General features: G+C 59.2%; 20 protein-coding genes. 4 read left to right on the top strand and 16 right to left on the bottom strand.

Annotated elements, in window-relative coordinates; translation table 11 throughout:
• Positions 1–82 precede the first annotated feature (82 nt).
• The 4 genes from D0T11_RS07770 to nuoK form a co-directional block, all read right to left on the bottom strand.
• Positions 83–1,552 (bottom strand): complex I subunit 4 family protein, encoded by a 1,470-nt coding sequence (locus D0T11_RS07770; RefSeq protein ID WP_119655215.1) that lies wholly within the window; start codon positions 1,550–1,552, stop codon positions 83–85.
• Between the two features lie 55 nt (positions 1,553–1,607).
• Complete coding sequence (locus D0T11_RS22055; protein WP_147374568.1) at positions 1,608–2,222, bottom strand: hypothetical protein; 615 nt, start codon at positions 2,220–2,222, stop codon at positions 1,608–1,610.
• Positions 2,223–2,236: 14 nt separating this feature from the next.
• Entirely contained in the window at positions 2,237–4,192 is a 1,956-nt protein-coding gene (gene nuoL / locus D0T11_RS07775) for an NADH-quinone oxidoreductase subunit L (protein WP_119655216.1), read from the bottom strand.
• Between the two features lie 166 nt (positions 4,193–4,358).
• Positions 4,359–4,691 carry an NADH-quinone oxidoreductase subunit NuoK gene (gene nuoK, locus D0T11_RS07780; protein ID WP_119655272.1) on the bottom strand — a complete coding sequence of 111 codons (333 nt, stop codon included), beginning with the start codon at positions 4,689–4,691 and terminating at the stop codon, positions 4,359–4,361.
• Positions 4,692–4,939: 248 nt separating this feature from the next.
• Between nuoK and D0T11_RS07785 the strand changes: the two genes are divergently transcribed.
• From D0T11_RS07785 to D0T11_RS07795, 3 genes are all read left to right on the top strand, one after another.
• A complete protein-coding gene (locus D0T11_RS07785; RefSeq protein ID WP_119655217.1) occupies positions 4,940–5,401 on the top strand; it encodes a MaoC family dehydratase in 462 nt (153 codons plus the stop codon).
• A 366-nt stretch (positions 5,402–5,767) separates the two neighbouring features.
• Positions 5,768–6,376, top strand: coding sequence for an RNA polymerase sigma factor (locus D0T11_RS07790; protein WP_245990670.1), 609 nt, complete (start codon positions 5,768–5,770; stop codon positions 6,374–6,376).
• Positions 6,377–6,475: 99 nt separating this feature from the next.
• On the top strand, positions 6,476–6,859 hold the full coding sequence (locus D0T11_RS07795) for a hypothetical protein (protein ID WP_182888303.1): 384 nt from the start codon (positions 6,476–6,478) through the stop codon (positions 6,857–6,859).
• 46 nt (positions 6,860–6,905) lie between these two features.
• Here the strand turns inward: D0T11_RS07795 and D0T11_RS07800 are convergent, their stop codons facing one another.
• The 11 genes from D0T11_RS07800 to D0T11_RS07850 all read right to left on the bottom strand — a co-directional run bounded on the left by D0T11_RS07800 (position 6,906) and on the right by D0T11_RS07850 (position 16,097).
• Complete coding sequence (locus D0T11_RS07800; RefSeq protein WP_147374569.1) at positions 6,906–7,439, bottom strand: YegJ family protein; 534 nt, start codon at positions 7,437–7,439, stop codon at positions 6,906–6,908.
• 11 nt (positions 7,440–7,450) lie between these two features.
• Complete coding sequence (locus D0T11_RS07805; RefSeq protein ID WP_119655220.1) at positions 7,451–7,963, bottom strand: NADH-quinone oxidoreductase subunit J family protein; 513 nt, start codon at positions 7,961–7,963, stop codon at positions 7,451–7,453.
• A 99-nt stretch (positions 7,964–8,062) separates the two neighbouring features.
• Positions 8,063–8,626: a NuoI/complex I 23 kDa subunit family protein gene (locus tag D0T11_RS07810; protein ID WP_119655221.1), complete on the bottom strand. Its 564-nt coding sequence runs from the start codon at positions 8,624–8,626 to the stop codon at positions 8,063–8,065.
• A 60-nt stretch (positions 8,627–8,686) separates the two neighbouring features.
• Entirely contained in the window at positions 8,687–9,766 is a 1,080-nt protein-coding gene (gene nuoH / locus D0T11_RS07815; protein ID WP_119655222.1) for an NADH-quinone oxidoreductase subunit NuoH, read from the bottom strand.
• A gap of 87 nt (positions 9,767–9,853) precedes the next feature.
• Positions 9,854–10,858: a 2Fe-2S iron-sulfur cluster-binding protein gene (locus tag D0T11_RS07820; protein WP_119655223.1), complete on the bottom strand. Its 1,005-nt coding sequence runs from the start codon at positions 10,856–10,858 to the stop codon at positions 9,854–9,856.
• 121 nt (positions 10,859–10,979) lie between these two features.
• Entirely contained in the window at positions 10,980–12,320 is a 1,341-nt protein-coding gene (nuoF, locus tag D0T11_RS07825; RefSeq protein ID WP_119655224.1) for an NADH-quinone oxidoreductase subunit NuoF, read from the bottom strand.
• Positions 12,321–12,444: 124 nt separating this feature from the next.
• Positions 12,445–13,014: an NADH-quinone oxidoreductase subunit NuoE family protein gene (locus D0T11_RS07830; RefSeq protein WP_119655225.1), complete on the bottom strand. Its 570-nt coding sequence runs from the start codon at positions 13,012–13,014 to the stop codon at positions 12,445–12,447.
• A 19-nt stretch (positions 13,015–13,033) separates the two neighbouring features.
• Positions 13,034–14,302, bottom strand: coding sequence for an NADH-quinone oxidoreductase subunit D (locus tag D0T11_RS07835; protein WP_119655226.1), 1,269 nt, complete (start codon positions 14,300–14,302; stop codon positions 13,034–13,036).
• A gap of 114 nt (positions 14,303–14,416) precedes the next feature.
• The gene (locus D0T11_RS07840; RefSeq protein WP_119655227.1) at positions 14,417–14,980 is read right to left on the bottom strand and encodes an NADH-quinone oxidoreductase subunit C; all 564 of its coding nucleotides are present in this window, start codon (positions 14,978–14,980) and stop codon (positions 14,417–14,419) included.
• 92 nt (positions 14,981–15,072) lie between these two features.
• Positions 15,073–15,627 (bottom strand): NADH-quinone oxidoreductase subunit B, encoded by a 555-nt coding sequence (locus tag D0T11_RS07845; RefSeq protein WP_088465376.1) that lies wholly within the window; start codon positions 15,625–15,627, stop codon positions 15,073–15,075.
• 77 nt (positions 15,628–15,704) lie between these two features.
• Complete coding sequence (locus tag D0T11_RS07850; protein ID WP_119655228.1) at positions 15,705–16,097, bottom strand: NADH-quinone oxidoreductase subunit A; 393 nt, start codon at positions 16,095–16,097, stop codon at positions 15,705–15,707.
• 132 nt (positions 16,098–16,229) lie between these two features.
• Between D0T11_RS07850 and D0T11_RS07855 the strand changes: the two genes are divergently transcribed.
• Positions 16,230–16,856: a Uma2 family endonuclease gene (locus D0T11_RS07855; RefSeq protein ID WP_119655229.1), complete on the top strand. Its 627-nt coding sequence runs from the start codon at positions 16,230–16,232 to the stop codon at positions 16,854–16,856.
• 42 nt (positions 16,857–16,898) lie between these two features.
• Here the strand turns inward: D0T11_RS07855 and D0T11_RS07860 are convergent, their stop codons facing one another.
• Positions 16,899–19,316, bottom strand: a complete 2,418-nt coding sequence (locus tag D0T11_RS07860; protein WP_119655230.1) for a TonB-dependent receptor — start codon at positions 19,314–19,316, stop codon at positions 16,899–16,901.
• Positions 19,317–19,406: the final 90 nt, after the last annotated feature.

A 19,406-nucleotide genomic window follows, 5' to 3' on the forward strand; every position in this document is an offset into this window, starting at 1 on the left:
TCCCAGGGTTGAAACCCTGGGCTATGGAGCGTTTTTCAAATGGGTCCTTATTCTAAATGTAGAAGCAGGGACGCGTGGGGTGCTACCGTTTTACTACTTCGCCCAGAATGTTCATCACGCTGCCTTCCGACAGGTGCAGGAAGAAGTTGGGGAACAGGCCGATCCAGAACACGAGCACGATGAGCGGCACGAGCAGGGCCAGCTCGGCGCCGGTGAGGTCGGTGAAGGTGGCGGTGAAGGACGAGTCGGGGCCGAGCATCACGCGCTGGAACATGCGTAGCAGGTACACCGCGCCCAGGATGATGGTGATACCGGCCACCGCGCCCATCCAGGCGTTGAACTGGTACACGCCGGCCAGCAGCAGGAACTCCCCCACGAACCCGTTGGTGAGCGGCAGCGCCACCGTGCCCAGCAGCAGCACCAGGAAGCACACCGTGAGCACGGGCGCTTTGCGGGTCAGGCCGCCCAGATCGGCGATGTTGCGGGTGCCGGTGCGGCGCTCAATGGCGTCGGCAATGAAGAACATACCCACCACGTTGATGCCGTGGGCCAGCATCTGAATGCTGGCGCCCTGCATGCCCAGTTGGGTGAGCGAGAACACGCCGGCAATCATCAGGCCCACGTGGGAGAGGGAGGAGTAGGCGATGAGCCGCTTCACATCCTGCTGGCGAATGGCGATGATGGCCCCGTAGATGATGCCGATGATGGCCAGAATAATCACCAGGTTCTGCCAGTAATCAGTACCGGCGGGCACCACCGGAATCAGCCAGCGCATGCAGCCGTAGATGCCCATTTTCAGCATGATGCCCGCGAGCAGCATGGTGGCCGGGGCCGGGGCCTCGGTGTAGGTATCGGGCTGCCAGGTGTGGAAGGGGAAGATGGGCATCTTCACGGCGAAGGCCGCGAAAATCAGCCAGAACAGCCAGAGCTGGGTTTCCACCGGCAGGTTGAGGCTGTAGAACGAAGCCAGGGCCGCGTTGTGGGCCGACAGACCATCCAATGAGGGGCCGGTCTGGAAGTAGAGGTACACGAAGCCGGCCAGCATGAACAGCGAGCCGACGATGGTGTAGAGGAAGAACTTGAACGTGATGCGGGCGCGGTTCACGCCGCCCCACACGCCGGCCAGGAAGTAAATCGGAATCAGGGCCACTTCCCACATGAAGTAGAACAGGAAGGCATCCTGGGCCGTGAATACGCCAATCAGGCCGGTTTGCATGAACAGCACCAGCGCGTAGAACACCGACTCGTTCTCGAATTTGCGGCGGAAGGCGCTGAGCAGGATGATGGGCACCAGCAGGGCCGTCAGCAGCACCAGCGACAAACTCAGCCCGTCCATGCCCACGGCGAAGCGGATACCGGCCGAAGGAATCCAGTTCAGGTCGTAGGCAAATTGGCCGGTGTGGTTGGCGTTGAAGGTCACGGCCGCGAAGACCGCCAGCGCAAATTCAACGAGGGCCGCGCCAAAGGCCGCCACCCGGGCAGCGCCGCCTTTGAAGAAGTGCAGCAGCAGGGCGGCCGCCACGGGCCAGAGTAAGAGAAGGACAGTCAGCATGCTTTACTGTGAGGGTGCGTGTCGTTATAGCTAAGAAGGATTAGCGATAATTGCTCTATAATGAACTACTGTATATGGTGCCTTCAACAAGCGATTTCAAAACCTTTTTAGATTTTTTGTTTGAAAAATGACTTTTAATTAAAAAATATATTAAAGAGAAAAATATATTAGTTTGTAACACACCTAAAAATCCTCCCATAAAACTAAATTCAGAACTAAACATTGCTATTATTAATAAAGGCACAGCTATAATAAAGGATGGTATTAGAGTAGATAGTGCTTTTTTAGTGTCTATGTTGAATTTTATCAATTTTTTATAGACGAAATCATTCAGAAGGTTGAAAGTGTCCTTTGTGTTGTGATTATATAGACCAACATACCATCCATGCTGCTCGTTGCCATTAAATGCTGAAAATAGCGTTATTGTGTGCTGATCTCTAAGCTGAATATTGTCAAAAGGAAGCGAAACGCATTTTTCTTCGCCGTTTTCTAAAAGTAAAAATATTTCATGCTGAGTTGTGTTGTACGACGAAACGGTTGATGATTTAACATATCCACCATATTTTCCAACATATCCACCGCCACCTGAACTTTGGACATGAGACTGAGTGTGTTTTTGCGAAGAGATTACTCTAGCAGTAAACTGTTCAATTCTAAAATCCTGCTCCATAACGACTTAGTATCCTAAAACTTCCCGAAGTTCAGCGCCATGACCAGCACGATGCCGACGACCATCAGGATGAGGTAGGTTTCCACGGAGCCGGTTTGCACGTAGCGCAGGAGCTGGCCGCCGCCCATCGTCACGCGGCCAAAGCCGTTCACGATGGGGTCGATGATGCCGTTTTCCACGTAGCGGAACAGGCCGCGCGAGAGCCACATGATGGGGCGCACCAGCAGGGCGTTGTACAGCTCGTCGATGTAGTATTTGTGGTAGACCAGGTTTTCGAGGAAGCCGCGCGGGGCGCCTTCTTCTACCGGGCGCACCCCGCGGCTCACGTACTGCACGTAGGCGAAGACGATGCCCAGCACGCCCGCGCCCACCGAAAGGCCGATAAGCATGAGCTCGGTGGCGTGGTCAACCTCGCCCCCAAAGGCGGCGGGGTTCACTTTCTGCGAGTAGGTGAACAGGGGCGCGAGGTAGTTCGAGAGGTAGGCGTTTTCCTCACCCAGGAAGAACGGCGCGTTCATGAAGCCTCCCACGGCGGCCAGGATGGCCAGCACGACAAGCGGCAGGGTCATGGAAGCGGGCGACTCGTGCAGGTGGTGCTTCTGCTCCGCGGTGCCCCGGAACTCGCCGAAGAAGGTCAGGAACAGTAGGCGGAACATGTAGAAGGCCGTCAGGAAGGCCGTGAACAGGCCCACCGCGTACAGTACTTTGCTGTGCTCGAAGGCGTGCAGCAGAATTTCATCCTTGGAGAAGAAGCCCGCGAAGGGCGGGATGCCGGCAATGGCCAAACAGCCGACCAGGAAGGTGATGAACGTGATGGGCAACGCCTTGCGCAAACCGCCCATGCGGCGCATGTCCTGCTCGTTGCTCATGGCATGAATCACGGAGCCCGCGCCCAGGAACATCAGGGCCTTGAAGAAGGCGTGGGTGAGTACGTGGAACAGGGAGGTGCTGTAGCCCATCACGCCCAGGGCCAGGAACATGTAGCCCAGCTGCGAAACGGTGGAGTAAGCCAGCACCTTCTTGATGTCGTTCTGAGCCAAACCAATGGTAGCCGCGAACAGGGCCGTGGCCGCGCCGATAATGGCAATAACCTCCAGCGTGTGGGGAGCCAGCGTGAAGAGCACGTTGGCGCGCAGAATCATGTAGATACCGGCCGTTACCATCGTCGCGGCGTGAATCAGGGCCGAAACGGGGGTGGGGCCGGCCATGGCGTCGGGCAGCCAGGTGTAGAGCGGCAGCTGGGCCGATTTACCGGTGGCGCCCACGAACAGCAGCAGGGTGATAAACGTGACCACGCCCACGCCGTAGGGGCCGAACTGCCCGAGCGAAGCCTTCTGGAACACTTCCCCGAACTGCACCGAGTTGAAGGTCAGGTAAATCAGGAAGATGCCGAGCAGAAAGCCCAGGTCGCCGACGCGGTTGATGATGAAGGCTTTCTTGGCGGCGTTGTTGTAGCTGGTGTTCTGGTTCCAGAAGCCGATGAGCAGGTAGGAGCACAGCCCCACGCCTTCCCAGCCGATGAACAGAATCACGAAGTTGGCCCCCAGCACCAGTACCAGCATCGAGAACACGAACAGGTTCAGGAAGCTGAAAAACTTGCCCACGTTCTCGTCGTGGGCCATGTAGCCGATGCTGTACACGTGAATCAGGAAACCCACGCCCGTCACGAGCAGCAGCATAATCAGGCTGAGCTGGTCGATCTGGTAGGAGAAGGGAATCTGCATCGAGCCCACCGAAATCCAGTCGAACAGCGTGACGGTGTACTGGTACTGGAAGTTCAGGAACAGGAACCCCGAAATCAGGAAGGAGCCCAGCACCGCGAGGCTGCCAATGGCCCCGGCCACCGGGGCCGAGAGGCGGCGGTTGAGCAGCCCGTTAATCAGAAAACCCAAAAACGGCAACAGCGGAATCAGCACGTACAGAAACGTGGAAAACGGTGCGCCGGCAGCAGGGATAACAGTTTCTTGCATAAGTTCAGGGATGCAGAAGCACAGATGTCATCCTGAGCATTCCACGAATTGAGGGGCGACGAAGGGCCTTATCCCGTCAGGATAAGAGCAGAACGATTTTCGTTCCCGCGTGCTCAGGTCCTTCGTCGCCACTCAATTCGCGGAATGTTCAGGATGACATGGCAAATCAGAATTTCAGGCGGTTCAGCAGCGTGACGTCGGTGTTTTGCAGGTTGCGGTAGATCATCACGATGATGGCCAGGCCCACGGCCACTTCGGCAGCGGCCACGGCCATGATGAAAAACACGAATACCTGCCCGTTGGGGTCGGCGCGGTAGGCCGAGAAGGCCGTCAGCAGCACGTTCACGGCGTTGAGCATCAGCTCCACGCACATAAAGATGATGATGGCGTTGCGCCGGGTGAGTACGCCCACCACGCCGATACTGAAGAGCGTGGCGGCGAAGAAAACGTAGTACTGGAGAGGAACCGTTTGGATAACCTGCGGTATGTTCTGGTCCATGCGGTGAGGCTGACGGCGAAGCAAAGCCCCCACCTGCGAAACGGGCAGGGGCAAGTAGGGGGCAAAGGTATCCTGAAAATCGGAAAACGCCACCCTTTAAATTGGCCTTTCCGGGCTGGTTTTGGGGCGAAGATTCGCTGCCCGGGCTTCCCGCAGAGCCACTTGCGGGCCTATTTGATCCTTGATGCGGCTGCTCCGGCGGGCAAATCGTACTTTAGCACTTCTACCACCGCAATCCATTCCCCCGCATGAGCATCACTATTGGCAGCTTAGCCGAGTTGCAGCAGCACGAAGGCCAGGAACTGGGCATCACCGCCTGGCACACCATCACCCAGGAGCAGATCAACCAGTTCGCGGCCGCCACCCTCGACTTCCAGTGGATTCACACCGACCCGGCGCGGGCTACGGCCGAGTCGCCGTTCGGGGGCACTATTGCCCACGGCTACCTCACGCTCTCGTTGCTGCCCTATTTCTGGCATCAGCTGGTGCAGGTAGAGAACCTGAAAATGCAGGTGAATTACGAAATCAGCGACTTTCGCTTCAACCAGCCCGTGCTCGTGAACACGCCCGTGCGCCTGCACGCCACGCTGCTGGCCGTGAAGGATCTGCGCGGCATTGCCAAGGCCAACATCGGCGTGAAAATGGAAATCGAAGGCAACAAGAAGCCCGCCTACACCGGCGTCATTACGTTCCTGTACCACTTTTTGTAGATCGGAAACTGTAGAAAAAAGTGTCATCCTGACGAAGGAAGGATCTTTCCACGCCGGAACGATAAGCGTAACAAACCCAGGTTGCGAACTATTTTCCGCAGTAGTTTTCCGTTTTGCGCGGCTTCCGATGAGGTAGGTTATTTTTTTATCGTAGAAAAATAACCTACCTCATCGGAAGCCGCGCAAAATTGCTGAAGAAGCTGTTGAACACGTGCCTTGAATCGATCTGACTATCCTGCGGAGCGCAGCGCAGCAGATCCGAAGCCTCTGCCTTGCAGTCCGCAACGTCGATTCTCTAAGGCTGGCCCAGGAAATTTCCCGCCCTCAGTAAAGTATCTTCCGGGGCTTTGCGTCTGTTGGTGCAGAATGGAAACTCTTGTTCTCTCACTCGACGATGCTGCGCGGATGACGGCCGGCCACCAGGACCTGCAAATTCAGGAAGCCGTCCGCACCCAGCGCAAGCGTCTGCTGGCCTTTATCCGGCGCCGCATCCCCAATGAGGAGGAGGCCGAAGATGTGCTCCAGGACGTGTTTGCCGAGCTGGTAGAAAGCTACCGGCTGCTGAAACCCGTGGAGCAGGCCGCCGCCTGGCTTTTCCGGGTGGCGCGCAACAAAATTACGGACCTCTACCGCCGCAAGAAGCCCGTTTCCCTGGAGAACGAGCTGGCTGGCTACGCTGCCGACGGCGACGAAAATACCCTGCTGCTGGCCGACCTGCTGCCCGCCCCCGACGACGCCCCCGAAAACCGGCTGCTACGCGAAACGCTCATGGAGGCCCTCACCGAGGCTCTGGCTGAGCTACCCGCGGCCCAGCGCCAGGTATTCATCTGGCACGAGCTGGAAGACAAAACCTTCCGCGAAATGGCCGAAGAAACCGGCGTCCCGCTCAAAACCCTGATTTCGCGCAAGCACTACGCCGTCCTGCACCTGCGCAAGCGTCTGCGCACGCTCTACACCGAGCTGTTTACGGATTAAGTTGTTCGTTGCTGGTTGTCAGTTGTCAGTTGGCTACTAACTGGTGACGAGGCTACCAGCCATTTACCGACAACTACTAACTATTAACCGACAACTGCAATGAAACCCTCCTTCTGGCTGCTGCGCGGCCTCAAAGTACTGCTCTTCGGAACGCTGTTCGTGGCTCTGGCCGGCTACGTAACCATGTGGCTCTGGAACTGGCTGCTGCCCGACCTCTTTCGGCTGCCGCTCATCAGCATCTGGCAGGCACTGGGGCTGCTGGTGCTCTCCCGCCTCCTGTTCGGGGGCTGGGGCAGCCGGGGGGGGCGCGCCAGGTGGGCCAGGCACCGCCGCCAGTGGAAGGACAAGGTAGAATCCCGCCTGGACTGCCTCTCGCCCGAGGAAAAGGAGAAGTTCCGCCAGAAGATGGAAGGCGCCTGCACCGGCCCGCCCGCCTGGCTGCGCCGCCGTACCCCGGAACCGGACCAATCGGCTTCGGTATAACAGTAAAGCAACAGCGGCACCTGAGGAATCAGGTGCCGCTGTTGCTTTATTCAATAACCAGTTTTAGCTGCTGGTCAAATTGTACCCGTTCCTCTTTGGTCATTCTGCTGCGCATAAGCCGAATGGAATAACCTCCTACCATCTTGCCCTTTCTCGTGTAGTTCCAATCCGTGATAGAGTCTTTGTGAACTGCTACCTGCTGGCCGAATTTTACTGCAGTAGTAAAGTCAGGCTCATTGTCTATAATTCCGAAAATAGAATCTCCACTAGCTTTCACATCCGTTAACCAGATATGCTCATTCGTGCCATCTGGAATCGGAAAGGCTGCTTTAACACCAAAATTGTAAGCAATCGTATCACCGCTGGATAGAGCAGCCAAGAACTGGTTTACAGTCTTGCGGCTTTTGTGCATTGCTTCAGCCATTTCCGGATCATCGGATTTGGCGAAATACATTTGCTTGTCAGCATTCCAGCCGACTGCATCGTCAGTAGGCTGACAGTTACTCAAAAGAAAGGCGGCTATCCCGAGAATCACTGCGTGATATCTCGAAGATGGCCGCCTTTCAACTAGGTTCTTCACCTAAACTTCCGCTAGAAGTTCCGTTCGCCGGCTTCGCGCTTGCCGAGCATTACGGCACCTACCATCGCCACCAGAAACAGCACCGAGGCCAGCTCGAAGGGCAGCAGGAAATCGGTGTAGAGCTTCATGCCGAGCTGGTCGACCATGCCGATCTGGGAGTTGAAGACCGTGCCGGCCGGTACGCCAGTCGGCTGCACATCCTTGAGGGCGGCCACCAGGATGAGCAGCAGGGAACCCCCGGCCACGGCGGCGGCTACTTTGGCCAGGGCCGGTTTGTGCGGCTCCGTGTCCACGTTCAGGTTCAGGAACATAATCACGAACAGGAACAGCACCATGATGGCCCCCGCATACACGATGATGTTCACGGCCGCCAGAAACTGCGCGTTCAGCAACAGGTAGTGCCCCGAGAGCGAGAAGAACGTCAGAATCAGGAACAGCACGCTGTGCACCGGGTTCTTGGCGAACACCACGCCCAGCGCGCTCAGCAGCGCCACGAACGAAAGGAAGAGAAAGAGAGGATGCATGAAGAGAAGTTGTCAGTTGTTGGTTGTCAGTTGTTGGTGACGTGCTAGCAGCCAGCAGTAGCCCAAATGAGCCGACAACTGACAACTAAAAACGAACAACTACACAATGCGCGCGCGCAGCGTATCGGCCTGCTCGGGCGTGAGCTGGATGCCGCGTACACTCCGCTCGTCGGGCGATACGGGCTCCACGAGGCGGTCTTTGCCGTAGATGAACTCGTCGCGCTCGTAACGGGGCGGGGCCATTTTGTCGGCCTGCAGGTAGATGGCCGCTTTGGGGCAGGCTTCCTCGCAGAGGCCGCAGAAAATGCACCGCAGCATGTTGATTTCGTAGCTGATGGCGTACTTCTCCTCGCGGTAGAGGCCTTCCTCGCCTTTTTTTCGCTCCCCGGCCACCATCGTAATGGCTTCGGCGGGGCACGATACGGCGCACAGGCCGCAGGCGGTGCACCGCTCCCGGCCCTGCTCGTCGCGCTTGAGCACGTGCAGGCCCCGGAAGAAGGCCGAAAACGGCCGCACTTCCTCGGGGTAGCGCACGGTAGCTTTCTTCATGAAGAAGTGGCGCATCGTGATGCTCAGACCCTGGAAGATGGCCGGCAGGTAGGCCCGCTCAGCCAGCGTCATGGGCTTCTTTTCTAATACCTTGGCTCGGTTGGTGAGTTGCATACTATGGGTCCTTCTGCTGGTATGAGCGGGCTCAGGCCGGCAAAGTGAGGGAGTTATTACTTAAATCACCCCAAACAGGATGAGGGCGCCGGTGAGCACGATGTTGAAAACGGCCAGCGGGATGAGAATGGTCCAGCCCAGGCGCATAAGCTGGTCGTAGCGGAAGCGCGGCAAAGTCCAGCGAATCCACATGAAGAAAAAGATGAAGGCGAAAATCTTCAGGAACAGGCCTACGGTGCCCAGCAGCGTAATCAGGTTCTGGGCCGAATTCAGCTCCCAGCTCTGGCTGTTGATGAACCAGTCGCGCAACTCGTACTGGAAGGGGAAGTTGAAGCCGCCGAAGTACAGCACGCTCATCACGGCCGACACCACGAAGATGTTCACGTACTCCGAAAACAGGTACAAGCCCAGCTTCATCGATGAATATTCGGTGTGGTAGCCGCCTACCAGTTCGGTTTCGCACTCGGGCAAGTCGAAGGGCGTGCGGTTGGTTTCGGCGAAAGCGCAAACCAGGAAAATAAGGAAGCCGATTGGCTGTTTCACGATATTCCACATCTGCCACTCGCCGGCCACCGACTGTTGCAGCGTAATTTCGCGCAAACTCAGCGTGCCCGAAATCATGAGCACCGCAATCAGCGACATGCCCATGGCCAGCTCGTAGCTGATGTTTTGCGAAGCGGCCCGGATAGCACCGAGCAACGAGAACTTATTGTTGGAAGCCCAGCCGCCAATCATCACCCCATAAACGCCCAGCGACACGACGCCAAAAATCCAGAGCATCCCGATGTTCACTTCAATTCCCTGGAGGAAAAAGGCGTTGTTGCCGAAGCTCATCGTGTTGCCGAACGGAATCACGGCCGACGACATCAAGGCCGTAATCATCGCCAGGCAAGGACCCACCACGAACAGCACCTTGTTGGCACCACCGGGGAAGAATTCTTCCTTCGTGAACATCTTCACAGCGTCGGCCAATGGCTGGAGCAGGCCATAAGGGCCGGCCCGGTCAGGCCCCACGCGGTCTTGCAGAAACGCGGCAATTACGCGCTCAGCGTAGGTGCAATAGGTCGCAATCAGCAGCGAAAGCGCGAAAACGACGAAGATGACGATGGATTGCCAGCCGAGGGCGGGTAGTTCAAGCATGTGGGGTAGTTGTCAGTTGCTGGTTGTCAGTTGTTAGTGTAGGTTGGTCTTTCAAATGACTAACAACCGACAACTAATAGCCAACAACTAATTACCTAGTTTCAGCGGCGGATTCTGTTCCAGTTCGCGCTGGGTGCTGGCGGGCAGGTCGTCGATGACGGACTGGTTCAGCACGGGCAGTTCGTAGTGGTTGGCCGAAATTACGGAAGAACGGTCGATGTGGGCCGGTCCTTCGATGGTCCAGTCGCTGGTTTCCTTCTTTTCGAAGCGGCACTCGTTGCAAATCCACTCCTTCACCTCGCCATACTGGTCCTTGCGGGCGGTGGTGCGCAATACCTCGTTGCCCTTGTACCAAAGCACCACGTTGCCCGCGCACTTGGGGCAGTCGCGGTGGGCATTCACGGGCTTCGTAAACCACACCCGCGACTTAAAGCGCCAGGTTTTATCGGTCAGCGCGCCCACCGGGCACACGTCAATCACGTTGCCCGAGAAGTCGTTATCGATGATGTTCTCGATGTAGGTGCCGATTTCGGCGGCGTCGCCGCGGCCCAGCACACCGTGTACCCGGTCGCCCTTGGCAATCTGGTCGGCGGTGTACACGCAGCGGTAGCACAGGATGCAGCGCGTCATGTGCAGTTGAATCAGCGGGCCGATGTCGATTTTTTCGAACGTGCGGCGCTCCTCCTGGTAGCGGGTCGTACTCACGCCGTGCTCGAAGGCGAAGTTCTGCAAGTCGCACTCGCCGGCCTGGTCGCAGACCGGGCAGTCGAGCGGGTGGTTGATGAGCAGCATCTCCACAATACCCTTGCGGACGTCGAGCACACTGTCGTTGATGGTGTTTTCCACCACCATGCCGTCCTGCACCGTCGTGATGCACGAGGCCACCAGCTTGGGCATGGGGCGCGGGTCTTTGGTCGAGCCAGCCGCCACTTTTACGAGGCAGGCGCGGCACTTGCCGCCCGAGCCTTTCAGGGGCGTGTAGTAGCACATGGCCGGGGGCACGATGGGGCCGCCAATCAGGCGGGCCGCGTTCAGGATGGTTGTGCCATCGGGAACTTCAATTTCGATGCCGTCGAAGGTTATTTTAGCCATTTGATTCTCTTGTCATCCTGAGCAGAGCGAAGGATCTTATCACGTCCGCGCTCCGATATGTACTAATCCTGAAGAACGCGGCGGTGATAAGATGCTTCGTTCCTCAGCATGACAGGTAAATTTAAACTGTTACCAGCGTCCCCGGGTACACCGCGCCGGGCTGGGCGGCGGCCTTGGCGTGGGTTACGTGCCACTCGAACTCGTCGCGGAAGTGGCGCACGGCGGCGGCTACGGGCCAGGCGGCGGCTTCGCCGAGGGGGCAGATGGTGTTGCCCTCAATCTGTTTGGCTACGCTTACCAGCAGGTCGATGTCCTCCATGCGGCCGTGGCCGTGTTCGAGGCGGTGGAGCACCTTTTCCATCCAGCCCGTACCCTCACGGCAGGGCGAGCATTGCCCGCAGCTTTCGTGGTGGTAGAAGCGCGAGAAGTTCCAGGTGTTGCGCACGATGCAGGTTGTTTCATCCATGGCAATGAAGCCACCCGAGCCGAGCATAGTGCCCGTTACAAAGCCCCCGTCGCTCAGCGACTCGTAAGTCATCAGGCGGTTTGCGCCGGCCGCGGTTTTCAGGATGAGCTCCTTGGGCAGAATCGGCACGGACGAGCCGCCGGCCACGACGGCCTTCAACTCGCGGCCCTTCCAGATGCCGCCGCAATACTCATCGGAGTAGATGAATTCCTCGACGGGCAGGCCCAGCTCGATTTCGTAGATGCCAGGGTTGTTGAGGTGGCCACAGGCCGAAATCAGCTTGGTGCCGGTGCTTTTGCCAACCCCGATTTTAGCGTACTCGTCGCCGCCCTCATTCACAATCACCGGCACGGCGGCAATGGATTCCACGTTGTTGACTACCGTGGGGCGAGCCCACAGGCCCTGCACGGCCGGGAAAGGCGGCTTGTTGCGCGGGTTGCCCCGCTTGCCCTCCAGGCTTTCGAGCAGCGCCGTTTCCTCGCCGCAGATGTACGCGCCGCCACCGGGGTGCACATACAGGTCGAGGTCGTAACCCGAACCCAGGATGTTCTTGCCCAGCAAACCGGCCGCGTAGGCTTCAGCAATGGCTTTTTCGAGGATGCGCAGCACGTACAACAACTCGCCGCGGATGTAGATGTACGAGGTGTTCGCGCCCAGCGCGTACGAACCCGTAATCATGCCCTCAATCAGCAGGTGGGGCAGTTTGGCCATCAGCTGCCGGTCCTTGAAAGTGCCCGGCTCCGATTCGTCGGCGTTGCAGACCAGGTGGCGCGGCACGCCCTCGGGCTTGGCCAGGAAGCTCCACTTAAGGCCCGTTGGGAAGCCCGCGCCGCCGCGGCCCCGCAGGCCCGACTTCTTGACCTCCTCCACCACTTCCTCGGGCGTCATGGTCTTGAGGGCCTTCTCCACCGAGCGGTAGCCGCCGTGTTTGCGGTACACGTCCAGGGTATCGATGCCTTCAACGTTGATATGTTCGGTCAGCAGTTTGCGTCCCATCTTTTTCTAAGCTGTTAGCTGCTAGCTTTTAGCTGTTAGCTAGGTATGTAGGCAATCAGAAATTCTCTGATGAACAATGTTCTCTTTCAAATCGGCTAACAGCTAACAGCTAATAGCCAACAGCTCAATTCCGCGCTACCGCGTTCGGGAGGCCGTTTTCTTCCCAGGGCAGGGCGGGGCGATGCACCTGATTGCGCAGTTCGGCCAGCATGGCGTCCACGGCTGCGGGCGTGTCGAGCTGCTCGTAGTACTGCTCGCGCACCTGCACGATGGGGGCAAAGCCGCAGGCGGCCAGGCACTCCACTTCTTTTAAGGTAAACAGACCATCCTCAGAAGCCGGGCCGCCTACTTTAGCCCCCGTAATGCGCTCCAGCTGGGCCGTCAGCTCATCGGAACCGCGCAGCATGCAGGGACCCGTGCGGCAAATTTCCAGCACATGCCTGCCGACCGGCTTGAGGTTGAACATGGTGTAGAACGACGACACCTCGTACACCTCAATCGGCTTCACGCCCAGCACGTCGGCCACTAAGTCCTGCACTTCGGGACTCACCCAGCCGCCAAATTCGGCCTGGGCAATGTGCAGCACCGGCAGCATGGCCGACTTGCGGCGGTCGTCGGGGTATTGCTTACAGATGCGCGCAATCTCGGCCTGGGCGGCTTCGGAAAATTGCGGCTTAACGGCAGTCGATTCCATATCAGTCAATTCAGAAAAACTACGCGTCGAGCTCCCCGGCAATTACGTTCATCGAGCTTAGCGTCACGATGGCGTCGGAGAGGGTCTGGCCGACCACCATTTCGGTGTAGGCCTGGTAGTAGATGAAGCAGGGGCGGCGGAAGTGCAGGCGGTAGGGCGTGCGGCCACCGTCGGATACCAGGTAGAAGCCTAGCTCGCCGTTACCGCCTTCCACCGAGTGGTAGACTTCGCCCACGGGCGCGTCAATCTCACCCATCACAATTTTGAAGTGATAGATGAGGGCCTCCATGTTCTGGTACACGGCCTGCTTGGGGGGCAGGTAGAAGTGGGGCGCATCGGCGTGGTAGGGGCCGGCGGGCAGATTTTCCAGCGCCTGCTCGATGATGCGCAGGCTCTGCCAGATTTCCTCGTTGCGCACCATGAACCGGTCGTAGGTGTCGCCCTTGGTGCCCACCGGAATTTCAAAGTCGAAGTCCTGGTAGCTGGAGTAGGGGTTCATCACCCGCACGTCGTAATCGACGCCGGCAGCCCGCAGGTTGGGACCCGTGAAGCCGTAGTTGAGGGCGCGTTCGGCCGAAATGGCGCCCACGTCTACAATCCGGTCCATGAAGATGCGGTTGCGGTTGAACATCGTCTCGAACTCGCGCATTACGGCCGGGAAGGTCTTCAGCCAAGCGCGCAGCTTAGCAATGGCAATGTCGGAGAAGTCGCGCTCCATACCGCCCACGCGGCCCATGTTGGTGGTGAGGCGGGCGCCGCTCACTTCCTCGTAAATCTCATACACCTTCTCCCGCTCGTCCATCAAATACAGGAAGCCGGTGAAAGCGCCCGTATCCACGCCCAGAATGCCGTTGCAGATGAGGTGGTCGGTGATGCGGGCCAGCTCCATCAGAATGACGCGGATGTACTGGGCCCGCTTAGGCACTTCCACGCCCAGCAGCTTCTCCACCGTCATGTGCCACCCGAAATTGTTGATGGGCGACGAACAGTAGTTCATCCGGTCGGTGAGCGTGGTAATCTGATAGAAGGGCCGGCGTTCGGCAATCTTCTCGAAGGCGCGGTGAATGTAGCCGATGGTGGGCACGCCGGAAATAATCCGCTCCCCATCCATTTGCAGGATGTTCTGGAAAATACCGTGCGTAGCCGGGTGCGTCGGACCCAGGTTAAGGGTCGTGAGCTCCTGGTTGAAGTCGTTGACGGTGGGCGCCAGCGGGTTCAGGTTGGGCTGCTGCTCCCGCGCCGACTCGATTATCTTATGGGTGCTTTCCAGCGTGTCGTTTACTGCCATTGTATTGTCATCCTGAGCTTGCGAAGGATCTTCTCACGTTCGCGCAAGCGGGGTTGCTGAATCTGACAAGGGAAGCCGTGATAAGATGCTTCCTTCGTCAGCATGACAACTAGGTTACCGGCCAAAGAACTGGTCGGTTTTGTCTTCGCGGGTGCCGTCTTCGAGGGCGTATTCCTTGCGCATCGGGTGGTAGTCCATGTCCTCCACGTTGAGGATGCGCATCAGGTTGGGGTGGCCGGGGAAGATGATGCCGTAGAAGTCGAAGGCCTCGCGCTCCATCCAGTTGGCGGCCGCGTACAGGTCAGTCAGGGTGGGGGCTACCGGGTCGGCGATGGGGAAGAATATTTTCAGGCGCAGCCGAATGTTGCGCGTGAGGCTGTGCAAATGGTACACGATGCCCAACTCGCGGCCTTCCTGCGCGGGCCAGTGCATGCCGCATAGGGTGGTCAGGAAGTTAAGCTGCAACTCCTCGTCCTTTTGCAGGCCCGCAATAATGCCGTGAATCTGCTCCCGGGTCGTGGTCACCGTCAGCAATCCATACGACTCTTCCACATCGGTGAAGGCCGCCTCGCCGAACAGGCGGTTCAGCAGGGCCAGCAGTTGCGCGTTCTGCTGCGCGGCCGGGTCCTGGGCGGCGGCCTGTTCCTGCGCCGGGATGGATTCGTTTTGGTCAGCCATGTTTTAAGCTATTAGCTGTTGGCTGTTAGCTGTTAGCTTTCGTGCTGAGCCTCCCAACGGAAGCTAACAGCTAATAGCTGACAGCTAGCAGCTTATTTGATGTTGTACGATGCCAGCAGGGCCTGATATTCGGGCGAGTTGCGGCGGCGGATGGATTCGTTGCGGGCCAGGTCCTGGATGCGCATCAGGCCGTCGATGACCTGCTCGGGGCGGGGCGGGCAGCCGGGCACGTACACATCGACCGGGATGATGCGGTCGATGCCCTGGAGCACCGAGTAAGTGTCAAAAATACCGCCCGAGGAAGCGCAAGCGCCCATGGCCAGCACCCAGCGGGGTTCAGCCATCTGCTCGTACACCTGCTTCACGATGGGGGCCATCTTCTTGGCAATCGTGCCCATCACCATCAGCAGATCGGCCTGCCGGGGCGAGAAAGAGGGCCGCTCGGAGCCGAAACGCGAGATGTCGTAGCGCGAGCCCATGGTAGCCATGAACTCGATGCCGCAGCAGGAGGTGGCGAAGGGCAAAGGCCAGAGCGAGTTGGCGCGGGCCATACCCACGACCTTCTCCATCGACGTGGCGAAGAAGCCCGCGCCTTCGAGGCCGTCGGGGGCATCTACCGTTTTAATTTCGGGAACCCGGGTATCCATAACAACAGAAAATCAGAGAAGAAAAAGCGGACTGAATCCACTGGTAGCCAACAGGGGCCGGCGGGCAAAAGTTTGGCCTAAGCGCTTTCGTTCCAGCGCAAAACGCCCTTTTTGATGACGTAGCCGAAGCCGGCCATCAGCAGGGTCAGGAACACGAGCATCTGGTAGAAACCCGTGGTGCCGAGGGCGCGAAAATTCACGGCCCAGGGGTACATGAAGATTACCTCGACATCAAAAAGCACGAACAGGATGGCCGTGAGGAAGTATTTGACCGAAATCGGGGTGCGGGCGTTGCCCACCGACTCGATGCCGCACTCGAAGGCCTCATCCTTCACCACGCTCTTGCGGCGCGGCCCCACGAGGTGGGAAACCGTCATGGCAAACGCCACGAAGGCAATGGCCAGCACGAACTGGACGATGATGGGCAGAAAATCCTGGGGCTGGTATTGAACGGGAGCGGCGAGCAGCATGGCAGCAACGGGGTAAAAGGCCGTTTTTCGACGGCATGGGAGGCAAAGGTAGGCCCTTCGGAGTTGGGAACAAAGATGAAAGCCGGTAGGGGCGCAAAGGCGTATCTTTGGTTGAATCCAACCCCGCCCGAAATGGTCCAGCCCCAAACGACGTCGCCCGCCCGCTACACGGTAGAGGAGTACATGGCCCTCGAAGCCACCGCCGACCAGCGGCACGAGTTTTACCAGGGCGAAGTACGGGCAATGGCCGGAGCTACGGCTAATCATAACACACTAGTTCTGCGCTGCGCCTTTCAACTGTTGTCGGCTGAAACGCGGGGTTGCCGCGTGTTTACCGAAAACGTGCAGCTGGCCGTAGCCGACGGGCGGTTTTACACCTACCCCGATGTAATGGCCACCTGCCACGACGAGGACGTGCAGGCCGAGCGCACGATGCGGAATCCTGTGCTGCTGCTGGAGGTACTATCGCCTTCCACCGCCGACTACGACCGGGTCTGGAAGCGGTTCCGTTACCAGCAACTGCCTTCGTTACGGCATTACCTGTTAGTCTCGCAGCAATACCAGGCAGTCGATTGGTACCACCGCGCCACCGACACCGTCGACTGGCAGCACCAGCTGCTAACGATGCCCGAGGAAGCCGCCGAAATTCCAGAACTGGCTACCCGGCTGCTGCTGGCCGACATCTACGCCACCCTGAATATTCCGCTGGTAACGGACGACAACGCCGGGCGGGAAAAGCAGTACGGCCGCCCCGGGTAGGGCGGCCGTTTTACAAAAACCTCAACGCATCACCCTGCCCATCTACCGGCCCACGCGGCCTTCCTCGTCCTGGCTGCCGGCGCTGCGCTGGCTACGGGTTTTGCCGCTGCCCAGCTTGGTCGTGAACGTCAGCGTTACCCGGCGGCTTTCCCACTGGTTGGTCCAGGTCTGGTTGACGTTGTTGTAGCGCAGGTCGCTGCGGAAGCGGTTGGTGGCGAATACGTCGCTGACGCGCAGGCTCAAGCTGGCTTTTTCGGCCCACAGCTGCTTTTTGAGGCCCAGGTTGAGCTGCCCCGCCGAGCGGGTGTAGAACAAGCCTTGTACCGAGGGAGAGTTGTAGTAGCCGCCTAGCAGCAGCTTGTACTGCCGGGGCAGCGTGAAGGTGTGGTTGGAGCTGGCCGACCAGCCGAAGCGGGCCAGCCGTATGCGCTGGCCCTCCAACTCGGTAGAAACCACGTTGTAGCTACCGCCGAGCTCATTGTCCATGCCCCACCAGTCGGTGAGCTTGGTGTGGCCGCCCGAACTGAGCGTGAGGGTGCTGGCCCGGCCCAGGTTGCGGGGCATGGTGGTCGATACTTTGGTCTGGTCGTTTTGGGTAACCACCTCGTTCATGGCGTTGGTTTCGCGCAGGTAGCTCAGGCTCAATACCTGAAAATCTTTGTGGATATAATTTGCCACCAACGACTGCGAAAGCGAAGGCGCCAGGAACGGATTGCCCCGGTGGGCGGTGTAGAAGTCGGTGTAGCGCAGGAAGGGGTTGAGGTCCTGGTAGCCCGGCCGGGTGATGCGGCGGCTGACGGAGGCGCTGAGCTGGTTGTTGTCATCGATTTTATAGGCGGCGAAGGCGCTCGGAAACAGCTGAAAGTAACGCCGCGCCACGCGCTGGCCGGTGGTGGGCGAATTACCCGTCGATTGGGTCAGCTCGCCCCGCAGACCGCCCTTCAGCTCCAGCTTGCCCAGCGTGGTGCTCAGCGTGACGTAGCCGGCGCTGATGTGCTCGTCGTACTGAAACGAGTTGGTGCGCAGCGTATCAAGCAACCACTGCTGGCCGGCCAGCTGGTCAAACTGAATGGCGCTGCGGGAGGTCACCCAACTGGTTTTGGCCCCGGTTTCAGCCCGCCACCTGGTGCCCGCGAACGGGTGCGCGTAGTCGATTTTAACGGCCCGGATGGAGGTTTCCGACGAGTTGGTACTCCGCAGCTGCCCGGCATCCTGGCCCGAACCTTCGTTTTCCTGTCGGAAAGCTAGGTTGCGAAACTGCTGGTCCTGGGCACTGGCGTAGCGCACGAAATCGGCATCGGCCCCTAGCTCGCGGCCGGTGCTATCGATGGCCCAGCGGTAGTTCAGGTTCAGGGCCCGCGACGAGCCGTGACCGTCCTGGGGGTTGAAGAGCTGGCGGCGGCCGATGAAGCGGCCGGCTTCGTCGGTGGTCACCGAGTTGGCGGTACTCAAGGCGGTGGTCTGGTCGCCCGACCCGCGCAAGCCAAAACCCAGGCTGTGGTGGGCGTTCAGGGCCAGATCGGCCCCGGCGGCGTAGTTGCCGGTGTAGGTCAGGGGCCGCCAGTAGTTCTCTTGGCTGAAGAGCGTGTCGCGGATGAGGCGGCGCATGGTGAGGCGGTTGAACGAGTTGTAGCGGCCCCCATCAAGGCGGGCGTACAGGCGCACTTTGCCCACGTTGTAGGCCAGGTTGGTGCCGGCCCAGCTTTTCTCGAAGCGCCCGTAACCGCCGCCCACGTTAGCCGTGCCGCTTAGGCCCGGCAACTGGTTGCGCCGCAGCTTTATGTTGAGCACCCCGGCCGTACCGGCCGCGTCCATCGAGGCCGGCGGGTTGGGCAGTAGCTCAATCTGGCTGATGGCCGAGGCCGGCAGCGACTTGAGGTAGTTTTTGAGCACCTCACCCGACATATAGGTAAGCTTGCCGTCGATGAGCACGTTGATGCCCGTGCTGCCCCGGTACACGATGTTTTCGTCCTTGTCGAGCCGGATGCCGGGGGCCTGTTGCAGCACTTCCAGCGCGTTGGTGCCGGCCGTATTCAGGCGGGCCACATTGATGACGGTACGGTCGGCGCGCTGCTCCAGCCGGGGCGGCAGGCCAGCCACTACCACTTCGCCCAGGGCCGTAGCCGCCGCCGCCAGCCGCAGCGGCGGCACGGTTACGGGCTGGCCAGCAGCCACCGCGAAGGCGGCGCTCCGGGCCGGCTGGTAGCTCATCATCAAGACTTTCACGCAGTAGCGGCCGGGCTGCACGCTTCCAAACGTGTAGCTGCCCTGCTCGGTGGTAGCCAGCGAGGCGGCTATGGTCGAGTCGGGCAGGTGCAGCAGTACGGCGGTAGCGAAGCTCAGCGGCCGGGTTGCAGGGTCCGTCACGCGGCCCGTAACAGTGGCGCTAGTCGGGGCAGTTTGGGCGGCGGCGAGGCCGCAGAGCAGCAGCAGGGGCAGCAGGAGAGGAGCAGAGCGCATCGGGCAGCGGGTTTGGTAAAGGAGTGGTTCAAAGGTGAACTTCCGCGCCGATTCGTGAAAAAAGATTATTCCAATCCCCGAAAACCCGTT

It is taken from the genome of Hymenobacter rubripertinctus, assembly GCF_003583925.1.
Taxonomy (GTDB): domain Bacteria; phylum Bacteroidota; class Bacteroidia; order Cytophagales; family Hymenobacteraceae; genus Hymenobacter; species Hymenobacter rubripertinctus.